16 protein-coding genes are annotated in these 14,906 nt (G+C 62.9%); 12 read left to right on the top strand and 4 right to left on the bottom strand.

What is annotated here, in order from left to right; genetic code table 11:
- Positions 1–37: 37 nt before the first annotated feature.
- Positions 38–682, bottom strand: a complete 645-nt coding sequence (locus X751_RS162735; RefSeq protein ID WP_023689515.1) for a dihydrofolate reductase family protein — start codon at positions 680–682, stop codon at positions 38–40.
- Between the two features lie 110 nt (positions 683–792).
- Positions 793–1,488 (bottom strand): helix-turn-helix domain-containing protein, encoded by a 696-nt coding sequence (locus X751_RS162740; protein ID WP_023682403.1) that lies wholly within the window; start codon positions 1,486–1,488, stop codon positions 793–795.
- 176 nt (positions 1,489–1,664) lie between these two features.
- Between X751_RS162740 and X751_RS162745 the strand changes: the two genes are divergently transcribed.
- Complete coding sequence (locus tag X751_RS162745) at positions 1,665–1,991, top strand: DUF1330 domain-containing protein (protein ID WP_023743622.1); 327 nt, start codon at positions 1,665–1,667, stop codon at positions 1,989–1,991.
- A gap of 140 nt (positions 1,992–2,131) precedes the next feature.
- Positions 2,132–2,896 carry a DUF1629 domain-containing protein gene (locus X751_RS1000000165060; protein ID WP_084558228.1) on the top strand — a complete coding sequence of 255 codons (765 nt, stop codon included), beginning with the start codon at positions 2,132–2,134 and terminating at the stop codon, positions 2,894–2,896.
- Between the two features lie 2 nt (positions 2,897–2,898).
- Here the strand turns inward: X751_RS1000000165060 and hemB are convergent, their stop codons facing one another.
- Both hemB and X751_RS162755 read right to left on the bottom strand, forming a co-directional pair.
- Positions 2,899–3,954 (bottom strand): porphobilinogen synthase, encoded by a 1,056-nt coding sequence (hemB, locus tag X751_RS162750; RefSeq protein WP_023743621.1) that lies wholly within the window; start codon positions 3,952–3,954, stop codon positions 2,899–2,901.
- An 88-nt stretch (positions 3,955–4,042) separates the two neighbouring features.
- Positions 4,043–4,549 carry a pyridoxamine 5'-phosphate oxidase family protein gene (locus tag X751_RS162755; protein WP_023750458.1) on the bottom strand — a complete coding sequence of 169 codons (507 nt, stop codon included), beginning with the start codon at positions 4,547–4,549 and terminating at the stop codon, positions 4,043–4,045.
- Positions 4,550–4,729: 180 nt separating this feature from the next.
- Here X751_RS162755 and X751_RS162760 point away from each other — a divergent pair, with 180 nt between their 5' ends.
- From X751_RS162760 to X751_RS162800, 10 genes are all read left to right on the top strand, one after another.
- Positions 4,730–5,767 carry an enoyl-CoA hydratase/isomerase family protein gene (locus tag X751_RS162760; protein WP_023730849.1) on the top strand — a complete coding sequence of 346 codons (1,038 nt, stop codon included), beginning with the start codon at positions 4,730–4,732 and terminating at the stop codon, positions 5,765–5,767.
- A complete protein-coding gene (locus X751_RS162765; RefSeq protein WP_023682398.1) occupies positions 5,764–6,186 on the top strand; it encodes a DUF6163 family protein in 423 nt (140 codons plus the stop codon). The genes X751_RS162760 and X751_RS162765 overlap by 4 nt, the downstream gene beginning before the upstream one ends.
- Before the next feature lie 203 nt (positions 6,187–6,389).
- Entirely contained in the window at positions 6,390–6,905 is a 516-nt protein-coding gene (locus X751_RS162770) for a winged helix DNA-binding protein (protein WP_023672997.1), read from the top strand.
- A gap of 378 nt (positions 6,906–7,283) precedes the next feature.
- Positions 7,284–8,537, top strand: coding sequence for a L,D-transpeptidase family protein (locus X751_RS162775; protein WP_023708671.1), 1,254 nt, complete (start codon positions 7,284–7,286; stop codon positions 8,535–8,537).
- A gap of 183 nt (positions 8,538–8,720) precedes the next feature.
- The gene (locus tag X751_RS01000000163345; RefSeq protein WP_050592339.1) at positions 8,721–10,319 is read left to right on the top strand and encodes a Na+/H+ antiporter; all 1,599 of its coding nucleotides are present in this window, start codon (positions 8,721–8,723) and stop codon (positions 10,317–10,319) included.
- A gap of 219 nt (positions 10,320–10,538) precedes the next feature.
- On the top strand, positions 10,539–11,852 hold the full coding sequence (gene glyA, locus X751_RS162780) for a serine hydroxymethyltransferase (protein ID WP_023730851.1): 1,314 nt from the start codon (positions 10,539–10,541) through the stop codon (positions 11,850–11,852).
- A gap of 80 nt (positions 11,853–11,932) precedes the next feature.
- A complete protein-coding gene (locus X751_RS162785; protein WP_023743620.1) occupies positions 11,933–12,517 on the top strand; it encodes a hypothetical protein in 585 nt (194 codons plus the stop codon).
- Between the two features lie 138 nt (positions 12,518–12,655).
- Entirely contained in the window at positions 12,656–13,150 is a 495-nt protein-coding gene (nrdR, locus tag X751_RS162790) for a transcriptional regulator NrdR (RefSeq protein WP_023669351.1), read from the top strand.
- 2 nt (positions 13,151–13,152) lie between these two features.
- The gene (gene ribD, locus X751_RS162795) at positions 13,153–14,283 is read left to right on the top strand and encodes a bifunctional diaminohydroxyphosphoribosylaminopyrimidine deaminase/5-amino-6-(5-phosphoribosylamino)uracil reductase RibD (protein WP_023743619.1); all 1,131 of its coding nucleotides are present in this window, start codon (positions 13,153–13,155) and stop codon (positions 14,281–14,283) included.
- Position 14,284: 1 nt separating this feature from the next.
- Positions 14,285–14,902 (top strand): riboflavin synthase, encoded by a 618-nt coding sequence (locus tag X751_RS162800; RefSeq protein ID WP_023743618.1) that lies wholly within the window; start codon positions 14,285–14,287, stop codon positions 14,900–14,902.
- The last annotated feature ends 4 nt before the right edge of the window (positions 14,903–14,906 follow it).

Here is a 14,906-nt window from a genome sequence, read left to right as displayed (position 1 = left end):
AACGGGGAGAAAGAAGCCTGCGCCTGTTACTTCGCCACTATACCCGCTTGATCGTCACATGCGTGGCGAGCGCCGTGGCCACCTGCTCGGTGCACTGGTAACCCAGCTTCAGCATATCCAGCCCGGCAAACAGGCTCTCGCCCCTCCCGAGCAACACTGGCGATACAGCCAGATGCAACTCGTCGATGAGCTTCTCCTTGAGATATTGCCGGATAGTGGAAACGCCGCCGCCGACGCGGACATCCTTGCCGCCGGCCGCAGCCTTTGCTTGTTCGAGCGCGGCGTGGATGCCGCCGGTAACGAAGCGGAAAATGGTGCCGCCTTCCATCACAATGGGGTCGCGCTTGTGATGGGTCAGCACGAAGGTCGGCACGTGATAGGGCGGGTTGTTGCCCCACCAGCCCTTCCAGTTCTCATCCGGCCATTCGCCGCGGATCGGGCCGAACATGTTGCGGCCGAGGATCCAGGCGCCGACATTGTCGAAGCTGCGGACGGTGAACCGGTCGTCCACATCGGTGCTGCCGCCATCCTTGCCGACCATCTCGTGGAAGGTGCGGGTGCCGGTCATCCATTTGTGCAGATCTTCGCCACCAACGCCGAGCGGATTTTGCAGGTCCTGGTCAGGACCGGCGCCGAAACCGTCGAGCGACAAGGTGAAGGCATTGACGCGCAGTTTGGACATGGAAGACTCCCTTTGGTGACCAGTTGTGATTTGCAATCAGTATTCAAACTGATTGCATTTTGCAACTAGTATTTTTAGAGGCAAGCCGATCTGTGGAATGCGCAGGGACCTCAAGCCGCCACGCGCTTCGGCATCACCGCAAACGGGCTGAGCCCAAGCCAGATCTGCATCTTGCCGGCGACGTCGAGATCGCCGGTCAGGCTGATCTTGTCGCGTTCCTTGTGAACTGTCGTCAGCCCCATCCAGATCGAGGTCATGGTGCACAGATCGGTCGAGACGTAGAGATCGACGTCGAAGCCCGGATCGTACCAGCAAAGATCGACCTCGCCCTGCTTTTCGACGATCAGCCACCACGATCGTTTTGACGCCGGCAGGTCATGGTACAGGAATTGTATCACGGTGCGCCCGTCCGGCAGCGGACTGGGGTTCAGATTGCGCCGCATGTCCCACATCAGCAGCGACGGATCGAGGTTTTTGAGCGACAGCCTGGCCTCGACCCATTTCTGGCCCCAAAACCCCATCGCCTCGACAACCGGGCGCAAATCCCGGCCCGCCTCGGTCAGCCGGTATTCGAACACGCCCTTCTCGGTCGCGATCTCGGTCCGCTCGACGATGCCGCCGGCCTCGAGGTCCTTGAGCCGTTGCGACAGAAGGGTTGGCGACATTTTCGGCACGCCGCGGCGCAAATCGTTGAAGCGGGTCGATCCCGCCACCAGTTCGCGCAGCAGCACCATGGTCCAGCGTGTGCAGAGCAGCTCGGCGGCCATGGAGAGCGGGCAGAATTGCTTGTAACCGGCTTGTGTCATGTGGTGAGCTCCAAAAGATGTTGCCGGACCTTATTCAGAAAACCTGAGTTCAGCCAGTACAGAAGCTGTACTGGCACCCCCGGTACAGTTCTGTGACTGGAGCGGTCCGGCGCCGCTATGCGAGGCAGCGGTCACGTCACCGGGCAGTCCGGTGCCGATCCATGAGGAGTTGGACAATGACCGCTTACGTGATCGCAGACATCAAGGTGAAGGACGACAAATGGGTGCCGGCCTATGCCGCTTCGGTGCATGACCTCGTCCACAAGCATGGCGGCAAGTATCTCGCCCGCAGCGGCAATGTGAAGACGCTGGAGGGCAAGCCGCTCGAAACCAGCCTGATCGCCATCATGGCGTTTCCGTCGGCAAAGGCAGCCGAGGCCTTCACCAACGATCCGCAATACGCCCCGTTTGTGGCGGAGCGCCGGAAGGGCAGCGACAGCCGCTTCCAGCTGATCGACGATACCGATCTCGCTGGAACGATCCCTTATTTGCCGAAGGCGTGAGGAAAAGCCGGAACCCGGTGTATCAGGGTTCCGGCTAACCCTTCAGCATTTGCGCCACTTCGGGCGCGAAGCAGGTGGACGGGTACTCTCACGCGATTTAGTCTTGAACTCGAAAGTCGGTAAACTGAGCAGGCGCGCACGTGACCATTATTTCACTCATTGCAAAACTGTTTGCCAACCGGAACCGCCCGCAGAATAGGCCAGCTCAAGTCCCAGAGCGGGTTGTCCGCAAAGAGGCGAAATTCAAGAAACATGGAAAATTCTTCCAGATCGGACCGACATATCGCGGCGGGTCCCATTGTCTTCAGCTGGAAAACGCCCAAGCTTTGGTGCCGCCACCCCGCATACTCCTCGGGCCGACGGAGTTTGGGGGATACGGCTTTCCTGAGTACCCGGAGACGCCCAGGCTACGGCCTGAAGCGACAGCCTATTGCAGGCCACCAAAAGACTTAGAAGATTTTCATTGTTACTGGCTTGTATCCGAGCGCCTGAAGGAAGTTCTGCAGTCAGTCGACCCCGATGGGGTCGTGTTTAACGACTGCGACGTATTCTATTTGAGCGGAAAGCCGATCGAACCAAAGCACTACCTTTGCGACATCGTTCGCAAGATTGATGCCGTGGATCTCGAATCGTCGAAGTTTAGGCTTTTGATCGGCGAGAATGGAGGCGTCCACTACGACCGCGCCGGAGGCGCGTGCTTCTATTTCAAGGAGGAGATTGTTGGCGATGCGCATATCTTCAAACAGAAGAACATGGGCATCGTCATTTGCACCGCCAAATTGAGAGAAGCCTGTGTCGAAGCAGGCATCAAGAATCCCGACTTGTTCCAAGACATGTCGGTTTGCGGGCGTGGTCGGCTGGACTTCGAAACAAGAAATGTCAAAGAGAGTTATGTGCTGGAGTGAATTTATCCCTTCAGCATTTGCGCCACTTCCGGCGCGAAGTAGGTCAGAATGCCGTCGCAGCCGGCGCGCTTGAAGGCGAGCAGGCTCTCCAGCATTGCCTTTTCGCCGTCGATCCAGCCATTGGCGGCCGCCGCCTTGATCATCGAATATTCGCCCGAAACCTGGTAGGCGAAGGTCGGCATCTGGAACTCGTCCTTCAGCCGGCGGATGATGTCGAGATAGGGCATGCCGGGCTTGACCATCAGCATGTCGGCGCCCTCGGCGATATCCTGCTCGGCCTCGCGCACCGCTTCGTCGGAATTGGCGTGGTCGAGATAGTAGGTCTTCTTGTCGCCCTTGAGCAGGCCGGCGGTGCCGACCGCCTCGCGGTAGGGGCCGTAGAAGGCGGAGGCGAATTTCGTCGCATAGGACATGATCGCCACATCCGAAAAACCGTTGGCGTCGAGTGCGTCGCGGATGGCGCCGATGCGGCCGTCCATCATGTCGGACGGCGCGATGATGTCGGCGCCGGCCGCTGCCTGGATGACGGCCGCGGCGGTCACCTGTTCCACTGTCTCGTCATTGACGATGATGCCGTCGCGCAAGATGCCGTCATGGCCGTGCGAGGTGAACGGATCGAGCGCGGCATCGGTGATGATGCCGATCTCGGGCACTGCGTCCTTGATGGCGCGGGTGGCGCGGTTGATTATGTTTTCCGGGTCGAGGATGTGCGATCCCGTCTGGTCGCGCAGGCTGAGTTCAACATTGGGGAAGGTGGCGATCGCCGGAATGCCGAGCTTAGCGGCCCGCTCGGCCTCCTTGACGGCGAGGTCCAGCGACAGGCGGAAGACGCCGGGCATGGCGGCGATCGGCTCGCGCGTGTTCTTGCCGTCGATCACGAAGATCGGCCAGATCAGATCGTTCACCGTAAGCCGGTTTTCCTGCACCAGGCGGCGCGACCAGTCGGCCTTGCGCATGCGCCGCAAGCGGCGGCTGCCGGTGATCTCGTCGACGCTGCGCGCACCGGCGGGCTTTGCCGGTGCGAATTTGTTGCTCGTCGCGGGGGTGAATTTGTTCATCGCAAAAACTCCGGGTCGGGGCGGCTTTTACCACGAGGCCTTGCCGCTGACCAATGCGACACGATTGTGCCAGTCGATAACGCGCTGCTTACGGCTTCGGCGGCCACGCCAGTTCTGGGCCGGTTTTGAAGAACGACACATTGTTGGTGAAGGTGCTCTCCGGGGCGAGCCGGATCAGGCGCCCGTCCGGATGGCCGATGTCGGCGACATTGTCGATGAACCAGCGGTTCCAGGTCGCCTCCGGGCCGAGATATTTGTGCAGCAGCCGTTTGAAGCGGTTCGGCGCCATCGCTTCTATGGTGGCGACGCCGCGCAGGCCGAGATGCAGCAGGATGCCGGCCTCATTGTCGAAATGGACGATCTCCACGGCGCAGCGCGGGTCACGTTCGAGGTGTTTGACAGCACTTGCGCCGGTCGAGCCGAGTAGCCAGATCGCAGCGTCCTCCCAGATGAACCACATCGGCGCGTTGCGCGGCGCGCCGTCAGCGGTCACGGTCGCCAGATTGGCCATCAGCGGGCGGCTGAGAACATCATCCGGGTCGAACTTTTTCGGCATCTCCCAGCCATGGCTCGGCGCTGCGGTTTCAAGCGTCATGCGTTTGTCCCTGCATCAGAAGAAAGGCTGTTTTGCCCGGCAATTTTGCGCGCATTTCTGTCGGGGGCAAAGCACGGTCGCGTTGCCTTGCGAAAATCCAAACCGCGCCCGCCGGTTGACGCACCCATGCGCCACCTTTAGCACTTCAGTCCCGCAGGCGCGGGGAGGGATTCTCTGACGATGGACTTTGGCGGCGGCGACGAGATCCGCTTCGAACGGTTGGGCAAGGCAGGCGTCGTCACGCTGACGCGGCCGCAGGCGCTCAATGCGCTGACACATCGCATGATCAAGGCGCTGGACAAGGCGCTCGACGCTTTTGAACGCGATACCGGCGTCGATGTCGTCGTCGTCAAGGCCGAGGGCAGAGCGTTTTGCGCCGGCGGCGACATCATGCACGTCTACGAGGCCCGCGCCGGGAAGCCGCCGGTCGAGTTCTTCGCCGACGAATACCGGCTCAACGCCCGCATCAACAGTTACAAAAAGCCCTATGTCGCGCTGATCGACGGGATCGTGATGGGCGGGGGCGTCGGCATCTCTTTCCACGGCTCGCAGCGCGTGCTGACCGAGAACGCCCAGTTCGCCATGCCCGAAGTCGGCATCGGTTTCTTCCCCGACGTGGGCGGCAGCCATCTGCTGCCCGACCTTGGCGGCAGCTTCGGCATGTATCTGGCGCTGACCGGCAACCGCATTCGCTATGGCGATGCGCTGTGGTCGGGCCTGGCCACCCACACCATCAAGGCCGCCGACCAGGCTGCCTTTCTCGACCGGCTCTGCGCCAATGGCGATCCGGAATCGGTGCTGCGCGGCTTCTTCGTGCCGGCCCGGCGCGAAACCGCCCAGCCGGTGCTGGAAGCCATCGCCCGGCATTTTTCCCAACCGTCGCTCGCCGAAATCCTCGAGAGCCTGGAGCGGGCGGCAGGCGCCGACGAGTTTGCCGCCAAGACGCTGGCCAACATCCGCACCCGCTCGCCGACCAGCCTCAATGTCGCGTGGCGCCAGATCAGCGCCGGGCTGACGCTGTCGATGGAAGCCTGCATGAAGATGGAGTTCCGCATCCTCAACCGCATGCTGGCCGGGCACGACTTCTATGAAGGCATCCGCGCCGTCCTCGTCGACAAGGGTTCGACGCCGCAGTGGCGGCCGGCAAGCCTGGCCGAGGTCGACGCTGCTTCGGTGGACGCCTATTTCGCGCCGCTCGAACGGGAGCTCGAACTGTGAGCGAGGTCACGTCGCGGCGCATCGTGCTGCAGCCCTCGGGCGTCGAGATCATCTTCGCCTGGTTCCAGCGCGTCATAGCGGGCTATTGCCTGCTGTTCGGCATCCTGTACTGGATCCGGCTGATCGGTTTTTATCCCGGCCCGCTGTGGCGCTTCGACCTGATGCCGGTGCACTGGCAGGTCGTGGCGGTGATGCTGGCCGTGTTCTTCCCCTTCGCCGCCGCCGGCCTGTGGATGCTGGCGTCGTGGGGCCCGGTGATCTGGTTCATCTGTGCTGTCACCGAGACCATCATGTATGCCGGCTTCCCCGATCTCTACGGCCACCGGCCGCTGATCGTCTTCTCGCATGCCGCGGTCGCGCTGCTCTACATCGCCTTCCGCGTCGTTATCTGGATGCGCAAGCGCCCCGCGCGCGCCTGAAACGCCGCCCCGCAGCCATTGGCTAAATCTTTAGGTTAATTATCCTTGCTCGGGTGACCGTTCGTTAAGCGTCTTGCGAAACCTATTACCGGTAAGCTCTTGTTAGCCCTAGCGTTTAAGTCGAATTTTATGAGTATTCGATAGTGTCGCAATCAAGGTGAAAAACAAAAAATCACCAGGGCGACAAACGAGAGGCAAAGACAATGATCAATTCGCGTCCGGCGGCGAAGACCGCCAACGTATCCGACGATCGCCGCGAGGCTATCCGTTCGCTTTACATGGAATCGCTGCAGCTGGTGGAGCGTCTGCATCGCCGTCTGCTTGACGTGATCAAGGACGAGTTCGACCGCAACGGCCGTTCCGACATCAATGCCATCCAGGCGCTGCTTCTGTTCAATATCGGCAATTCCGAATTGACCGCCGGCGAGCTGCGCTCGCGTGGCTACTATCTCGGCTCGAACGTCTCCTACAATCTGAAGAAGCTGGTCGATCTCGGCTTCATCAACCACCAGCGCTCGCGCATCGACCGCCGTTCGGTCCGCGTTTCGCTGACGCCGAAGGGCAATGAAGTGGCGGAAGTCGTCGCCGGTCTCTATGAGCGCCATGTCGGCTCGATCGAACAGGTCGGCGGCATCAACAGCGAAGAGTTCAAGCAGATGAACCGCGCGCTGCAGCGCCTCGACCGCTTCTGGAACGACACCATCGCCTACCGGATGTAATCAGCGGGCCATTGAATAGCAGCTGCGCCGGAAGAAGCGCGGCCGGAGGAAAGTCTCAGCCAACAGGCCGGTGCCGAAAAGCACCGGCCTTTTCTTTTCGAGCCGCCGGCGCTTCCAAATTCGGCGTAAGCCACGTTGCCGCCATATTCGCGGTGGAAGCGGGGATGCGGGTGATGCGGCGGCGAAAGCTGTTCGCGCGCCTGTAATGTCGCATCGCGGTCCGCTTTTCACGGCTCAGTGATGCAGGTCATGGTTGGCTAATTGTTAACAGTGCCAACTTTAGAGTGCGGGCGATATCGCCCAAGATCGAGCACGTAGCCGAACGCTGCAACAGCCAAACGCTAGAAGCCAAACACGACAAGAATGTCTGGAACGTCCATGAGAACCAGCCGCCGCCTTTTCCTTTCCGGAGCTTCCGCGCTCGCCGTTGCCATGGTTGCCAATGCCGCCAGCGCGCAGGATGTGATCGACGATATCCTGAAATCGTCGGGCCGCGGCAATTGGGACGACCAGTTCGATGCCCGCGCCTCGGAGGGCGGCAAGGTCGCCTCGACGCTGCCGATCTTCAGCCTGCAGACGGTCGCCTTCACCGAACAGGCTGTGGCGCAGTATCAGAACATCGTCGCCCAGGGCGGCTGGGGCGAGGTGCCGGCGACAAAGAAGCTGCAGCTTGGCGTCGACGATCCGGACGTGGTGCCGCTGCGCAAGCGGCTGATGGTTTCGGGCGATCTGGCGCAGAGCGCCGGCATTTCGACGTCGTTCGATTCCTATGTCGACGCCGCGGTCAAGCGCTTCCAGGCGCGCCATGGCCTGCCGGCCGACGGCGCCATGGGCAAATACACCTATGCGGCGATGAACGTTTCGGCGCAGATCCGCCTCGGTCAGCTGCAGACCAATCTGGAGCGCCTGCGCGAAAAGGCCGGCACGCTGGGCAGCCGTTATGTGCTGGTCGATATCCCGGCGGCACAGATCGAGGCGGTCGAGAACGATCGCGTCGTGCTGCGCCACACCGCAATCGTCGGCAAGATCGACCGCCAGACCCCGGTGGTCAATTCCAAGATCAACGAGATCATCGTCAATCCTTACTGGAACGCGCCGGTCTCGATCGTGCGCAAGGACATCATTCCGCTGATGCGGAAGAACCCCGACTATCTCAAGGACAGCCATATCCGGCTGTTTGCGCCTGATGGCAGCGAAGTCGATCCGATGACTGTCGACTGGTCGACGGATGATGCCGCGAAATACCGCTTCCGCCAGGATCCGGGTTCCGGCAACGCCATGGCCTCGGTGAAGATCAACTTCCCCAGCCCCGACGGCGTCTACATGCACGATACGCCGCAGCAAAGCCTGTTCGGCAAGATGATGCGCTTCGATTCCTCGGGCTGCGTGCGTGTCCAGAACGTGCGCGACCTCGTCACATGGATCCTGCGCGACACACCCGGCTGGGACCGCCAGCATTTCGAGGCTACCATCAAGACCGGCGAGAACACGCCGGTGCAGGTCGTCAACCCGGTTCCGGTCCACTTCCTCTATGTGTCGGCCTGGTCGACGGGTCCGGGCGTCGTGCAGTTCCGCGACGACGTCTACGCGCTCGATGGCGCCAGCGAACTGCAGATCACCTCTTCGCTCTAGGTGCCTGAATTGTTTATGAAAAGGCCGCCGTGAGGCGGCCTTTTCCGTTCGACATCCCAACAGAAGAAGACTGGTGGCCGCCAGCCATGCAGGCCATGAACACTGCCGGACGTTGCGCCGCAGGCCCATCTGGACGGACTAACGGCAATTGCGCATGGTCCTCAAAACAGCCGGAATCGCGCCATGCAGGTCGCAATCTTCAGCCTCGCCGTGCTGGTCTTCGTCGCTCTTTCCGGCGCACTGGTGCGGTTGGTTCGGGTGCCGCTGCCGGTGCTGCAGATTGCCATCGGCGCCGCGCTCGCATGGCCGGTGAAAGGCATCCATGTCGAGATCGACCCCGAACTCTTCCTGCTGGTGTTCATCCCGCCGCTTTTGTTCGGCGATGCCTATGGAGCGCCCAAACGCGAGCTGATCGCGCTGCGCGGACCGATCCTCGATCTGGCCATCGGGCTGGTCTTCTTTACCATTGTCGGCTTCGGTTATGCCTTGCACTGGTTGGTGCCGAGCATCCCGCTGGTCGTCGCCTTCGCGCTCGCTGCCGTGCTGTCCCCGACCGACGCCGTGGCGGTGTCCTCGATCGTCGACAGAAGCCTGGTGCCGGCGCGGCTGATGCATATTCTGGAAGGCGAGGCGCTGCTCAACGACGCCTCGGGCCTGGTCATGTTCCGCTTCGCCGTCGCCGCCGCCGTGACCGGCAGCTTTTCCTTCGCCGATGCATCGCTGAGCTTCGTTTATGCCGTCGCCATCGGCATCCTGGCCGGCATCGCCGCGTTGTTCATCGCCGCCAGGCTCCTGCAGCTTCTGAATCGCATCGGCGGCGTTCCGGCCGAGGCGCAGGTTCTGGTCATGGTCCTGCTGCCCTTCATTGCCTATCTCGTCGCCGAACATCTGCATGCCTCAGGCATTCTGGCGGCGGTCACCGCCGGGCTTTTGACCGGCGGCTCCGGCGTCTTCCGCTTCCTCGGCGTCTCGGCGCGCATGCAGACGATCTCGCTGTGGACGACCTTGTCCTTCGTCTACAATGGCGCGCTGTTCATCGTGCTCGGCATGCAGCTTCCCGAAATCATTCGCCGCGTGCCGCCCGAACTGACTGGCCATTACCCGATCATCCAGCCGGTCGCGACGGTGATTGCGCTGACGCTGTGCCTGATCGCGCTGCGCTTCCTCTGGATCTGGGTCGGCGACATCGCGGCAGGCCTCAAGGCAAAATGGGGAAAGCGCAAGGCCGAGCCGTTCGGGATGCGTGTGCGGCTTGCCGGCTCGGTGGCGGGCGTGCGCGGCGCGATCACGCTGGCCGGCATCCTGTCGCTCCCGCTCGCCATGCCGGACGGCTCGCCTTTTCCCGCGCGCGACCTGGTGATCTTCCTCGCCGCCGGCGTCATCATCTGTTCGCTCGCCATCGCCAGCGTGGCGCTGCCGAAGATAGCGCGCGGGCTGGTCGAGCCGGGCGAGGATGGCAGCGCCATCGAGGAGCGTCTCGCCCGCATCGGCGCCGCCAAAGCGGCCATCGCCCGCGTCGAAAGCATGGCGGGCGCCAGCGACGACGACCAGGGCGAGGTGCCCGGCGCCAGGCTTGCCGCCGCCGAAAACATCGTCGCCGGCTACCGGCGCCGGATCGCCACCTCGGACGAGGCCGACGACGCCCGGGCAGAGGCCCGCGAAGCCGGGCGGCTGGAGCTCGAAATGCGGCTTGCCGGCATCGAGGCCGAGCGCATCGCCGTGCGCGACATGTTAAGCAGCGGCGCGATCAACGACCATACGGCGCGGGCGCTGTTTACTTAGATCACGCTCACCGAAGCCTTGCTGCAGGGGCGGCAGGAGCGAAAATAGCGGTACAGGGCCGCTCTGGCGCAATCCGGCCAGCAAATTTCGCGCTGCAAACGTGGCGAGGCGAAAACAACTGTGTTAATGGCGCGGCAATGCATGTCGCCCGGAACCGTGCAGCGGTTTCGGGGCAACGATATGCATAGATAAATGCCCCGAACCGAAGGATTTCAGGCCATGGCAACTGCAGCGGCAGCGTCGAACAAATTCGAATCCTTCTTCGAAACCACGCTGGAAGATGCCGATCCGGAGATCTTCGGCTCCATCCGCAACGAGCTTGGCCGCCAGCGCCATGAGATCGAGCTGATCGCCTCGGAAAACATCGTTTCGCGCGCCGTGCTCGAGGCGCAGGGCTCGATTATGACCAACAAATACGCCGAGGGTTACCCGGGCAAGCGCTATTATGGCGGCTGCCAGTTCGTCGACGTCGCCGAGGAACTCGCCATCGAGCGCGCCAAAAAGCTGTTCGGCTGCAACTTCGCCAATGTCCAGCCGAATTCCGGCAGCCAGATGAACCAGGCGGTCTTCCTGGCGCTGCTGCAGCCCGGCGACACCTTCATGGGCCTCGACCTGAATTCCGGCGGCCACCTGACGCACGGCTCGCCCGTCAATATGAGCGGCAAGTGGTTCAAAGTCGTTTCCTACGGCGTGCGCAAGGACGACCATCTGCTCGACATGGACGCGATCGAAAAGACCGCACATGAGACCAAGCCAAAGCTGATCCTGGCCGGCGGCACCGCCTATTCGCGCATCTGGGACTGGAAGCGTTTTCGCGAGATCGCGGATGCGGTCGGCGCCTATCTGATGGTCGACATGGCCCATATCGCCGGCCTGGTTGCCGGCGGCGTGCATCCGTCACCGCTGCCGCACGCCCATGTCGTGACCACGACCACGCACAAATCGTTGCGAGGCCCGCGCGGCGGCATGATCCTGTGCAATGACGAGGACATCGCCAAGAAGATGAATTCGGCGGTTTTCCCCGGCCTGCAGGGCGGGCCGCTGATGCATGTCATCGCCGCCAAGGCTGTCGCCTTCGGCGAGGCGCTGAAGCCGAGCTTCAAGCTCTATGCCGAGAGCGTCGTCGCCAACGCCAAGGCGCTGGCGTCGAGCCTCAAGGAAACCGGCCTCGACATCGTGTCCGGCGGCACCGACAACCATCTGATGCTGGTCGATCTCAGGCCCAAGAACGCCACCGGCAAGCGCGCCGAGGCAGCGCTCGGCCGCGCCAACATCACCTGCAACAAGAACGGCATCCCGTTCGATCCGGAAAAGCCTTTCGTCACCTCTGGCGTGCGTCTGGGCACGCCGGCCGGCACCACGCGCGGCTTCGGCCAGGCCGAGTTCCGCGAGATCGGCAAGCTGATCGCCGAAGTGCTGGACGGGCTGAAGGTCGCCAATTCCGACGAAGGCAATGCGGCGGTCGAGGCGGCGGTGAAGGCAAAGGTCGTGGCGCTGACCGATCGTTTCCCGCTCTATCCCTATCTCGGTTGACCACCAGCGGCGCTTCGTCTTTTATCCCGCGCTCTGCGCCGCTTGCTGTCCGGGCGGCGCGGCCTGTTGGAGATTTGACGATGCGCATGTTCCATCCTGCCGTTCTGGCCTCCCTCGGCTCGCTTGCCGCTGTCGCCGTGTCGGGCGCGATCGCCCAGGAGCAGACGCAGCCGAGCACGGATATCCCCGCCACAAACACCTTTGGCAGGTGGACCACCATCATCGATGCGCTCGACACCGGCCAGGATTCCCGCAAGACCTGCGCTGCCTCCACGGCCTTTGTCGATGGCGGCGGCAATGCCGGCACGCTGACGCTTTCGATCTCGACCGGCGACGCGCTGCCGCCCGATGCCTATCCCGCGATCATGTTCACGATCGCCAACAAGGAGCTGCCGACCGGCAAGAAGATCGCCGCGACCTTCGGTGACCCCGGCGTCAAGGTTTCCGCGACCGTCTATTCCAATGATGCCGGCCGCCCGAGCTGGACCGTCGACAACCAGGCCAAGACCAGTCTCGCTTTGTTGCGGGCCATGCGCCAGGTCATCTCGCTCGACGTGACGTTCGGCAAGCAAGCCGTGGCCAGCATCCCTATGGACGGCTTCACCAAGGCCTACCGCAACCTCGGAACGTCCTGCGGCTTCCCGACCAAGGACGTCGCGCCCTGACATATCTGGCGCGGCTGGCAATTTTCCTCCCGCCTCGCTATCTCTGAGGGCGCGAGCGGCCGTTGCCGAACCTTTGCCGTCCCGGCAAAAACCTCTAAGCCTATCGTTCCGCCAGAATCGCCAACCTGAAGGCTCTCCATGCGCTGTCCCTATTGCCAGTCCGAAGATACGCAGGTGAAGGATTCGCGCCCCGCCGAGGATGGCGCGGCGATCCGCCGGCGGCGCGTCTGTCCCGATTGCGGTGGCCGTTTCACCACTTTCGAGCGCGTCCAGTTGCGCGACCTCGTGGTGGTGAAGAAGTCCGGCAGAAAGGTGCCGTTCGACCGCGACAAGCTCTTGCGTTCGGTGGAGATCGCGGTGCGCAAGCGCAATGTCGATCCCGAGCGCATCGACCGCGCCGTCACCGGCATCGTGCGCCAGCTCGAAAGCTCCGGCGAGACTGAAATCGCCTCGGGCGAGGTCGGCCGGCTCGTCATGGAAGCGCTGAAGTCGCTCGACGACGTCGCCTATGTCCGCTTCGCCTCGGTCTATCGCAATTTCCGTGAGGCCAAGGACTTCCATGACGTGCTGGGTGAGCTCAAAGGTGACGAACTCAAAGGCGACGAGCTGAAGAGCGAAGAGGACGCCGGCTGAGCATGGCAAGCCAAACGTCAGGGAAGGCCGATCAGCAGGCCCTCGATCGCCGCTTCATGGCCGCGGCGCTGAGGCTCTCGCGCAGAAATGCCGGCCGCACCTCGACCAACCCTTCCGTCGGCACCATAATCGTTCGCGACGATGGCGCCGGCCCGATGATCGTCGGCACAGGGGTCACCGCTGTTGGCGGCCGGCCGCATGCCGAGACCGAGGCGCTGACTGAAGCCGGCGAGTTGGCGCGCGGCGCCACCGCCTATGTCACGCTGGAGCCCTGCGCCCACCATGGCCGCACCCCGCCTTGCGCCAACGCGCTGGTCAATGCCGGAGTGGCGCGGGTCGTCGGCGCCGCCAGCGATCCCGATCCGCGCGTCTCCGGCAAAGGCTATGCCATCCTGCGCGCCGCCGGCATCGAAGTGGTCGAAAAGGTGCTGGTCGAGGAAGCTGCCGAGCAGATGGCCGGCTATTTGATTCGATCCATGAAAAAGCGTCCGGAAGTGACTCTGAAGCTTGCGCTTTCCAGCGACGGCAAGATCGGCAGGCATGGCGCCGGCCAGGTCGCGATCACCGGCGATATCGCCCGCCGCGAAGTCTACCTGATGCGCGCCGAAGCCGATGGCATACTGGTCGGCATCGGCACGGCGCTGGAGGATGATCCCGCGCTCACCGTGCGGCTGCCGGGGCTGGAGAACCGCTCGCCGGCGCGCATCGTGCTCGACCGCCAGATCAGGCTGCCCGAAGCCTCGAAGCTGGTCTCCGGCATCGACCGGGTGCCGCTCTATATCGCCGCGAGCCTGGAGGCCGACCCGCTGCGGCGGTCGGTGCTGGAGCGTGCCGGTGTGCGCTTCATCGGCACCGAAACCCATGAAGGCGGCATTGCCTTGCCGGAACTGCTCGAGGATCTCGGCGCGCTCGGCATGGCCAGCGTTCTGGTCGAAGGCGGCGCCAAGGTGGCCAGCGCCTTCCTCGCCGAGGGATTGGTCGACCGCATCGTGCTGTTCCAGGGACCGGAAGCGATCGGCGAGGGCGGCATTGCATCGCCCATCGACGCCAACCATATCCCGGCAGGCTTCCGCAAATTGCGCGAGATGCGCTTCGGGGAAGACAGCTATGCCGAATGGGTGAGAGATATCTGAAATGTTCACTGGAATTGTCACCGATATCGGCACTGTCGCGGCCATCAAGCCGCTGAGCGAAGGCGTCGGCCTGCGCATCGACACCGCCTATGATCCCGCGACCATCGCTATTGGCGCCTCGATTTCCTGCGGCGGCGTCTGCCTGACGGTGACGGCGCTGCCAGATGGCGGGTCCAACGCACGCTGGTTCGAGGTCCAAGCCTGGGAAGAGGCCCTCAGGCTGACCACGGCGTCGGGCTGGAAATCAGGCACCAAGGTCAATCTCGAGCGGGCACTGAAGATCGGCGACGAACTCGGCGGGCACATCGTGTCGGGCCATGTCGACGGCATGGCCGAAATCATCGAGCGCAAGGACGAGGGCGATGCCGTTCGCTTCACGCTGGAGTCGTGGCGCGAACTGGCAAAATTCATTGCCCCAAAAGGCTCCGTCGCACTCGACGGCACCTCGCTTACCGTCAACAAGGTCGAGGGCACCCGTTTCGACGTGCTTTTGATCCATCATTCGCTGACCGTGACCACTTGGGGCGAGCGCAAGGTCGGCGACAAGGTCAACCTGGAGATCGACACGATGGCCCGCTACGCCGCGCGCCTAGTCGAGGCGGCGAAAGAGGGGCTTTGATGGC

This window comes from Mesorhizobium sp. LNJC394B00 (genome assembly GCF_000502555.1).
Lineage (GTDB): Bacteria > Pseudomonadota > Alphaproteobacteria > Rhizobiales > Rhizobiaceae > Mesorhizobium.
The sequence above is the reverse complement of the archived record's forward strand: the minus strand, read 5'-3'. Positions and strand labels throughout refer to the sequence as shown.

Bases quoted from the DNA above. Each gene is read 5' to 3' on its own strand.
- X751_RS162735 (WP_023689515.1), bottom strand. From the start codon at position 682: ATGTCCAAACTGCGCGTCAATGCCTTCACCTTGTCGCTCGACGGTTTC.
- X751_RS162740 (WP_023682403.1), bottom strand. From the start codon at position 1,488: ATGACACAAGCCGGTTACAAGCAATTCTGCCCGCTCTCCATGGCCGCC.
- X751_RS162745 (WP_023743622.1), top strand. From the start codon at position 1,665: ATGACCGCTTACGTGATCGCAGACATCAAGGTGAAGGACGACAAATGG.
- hemB (WP_023743621.1), bottom strand. From the start codon at position 3,954: ATGAACAAATTCACCCCCGCGACGAGCAACAAATTCGCACCGGCAAAG.
- X751_RS162755 (WP_023750458.1), bottom strand. From the start codon at position 4,549: ATGACGCTTGAAACCGCAGCGCCGAGCCATGGCTGGGAGATGCCGAAA.
- X751_RS162760 (WP_023730849.1), top strand. From the start codon at position 4,730: ATGGACTTTGGCGGCGGCGACGAGATCCGCTTCGAACGGTTGGGCAAG.
- X751_RS162770 (WP_023672997.1), top strand. From the start codon at position 6,390: ATGATCAATTCGCGTCCGGCGGCGAAGACCGCCAACGTATCCGACGAT.
- X751_RS162775 (WP_023708671.1), top strand. From the start codon at position 7,284: ATGAGAACCAGCCGCCGCCTTTTCCTTTCCGGAGCTTCCGCGCTCGCC.
- X751_RS01000000163345 (WP_050592339.1), top strand. From the start codon at position 8,721: ATGCAGGTCGCAATCTTCAGCCTCGCCGTGCTGGTCTTCGTCGCTCTT.
- glyA (WP_023730851.1), top strand. From the start codon at position 10,539: ATGGCAACTGCAGCGGCAGCGTCGAACAAATTCGAATCCTTCTTCGAA.
- X751_RS162785 (WP_023743620.1), top strand. From the start codon at position 11,933: ATGCGCATGTTCCATCCTGCCGTTCTGGCCTCCCTCGGCTCGCTTGCC.
- nrdR (WP_023669351.1), top strand. From the start codon at position 12,656: ATGCGCTGTCCCTATTGCCAGTCCGAAGATACGCAGGTGAAGGATTCG.
- ribD (WP_023743619.1), top strand. From the start codon at position 13,153: ATGGCAAGCCAAACGTCAGGGAAGGCCGATCAGCAGGCCCTCGATCGC.
- X751_RS162800 (WP_023743618.1), top strand. From the start codon at position 14,285: ATGTTCACTGGAATTGTCACCGATATCGGCACTGTCGCGGCCATCAAG.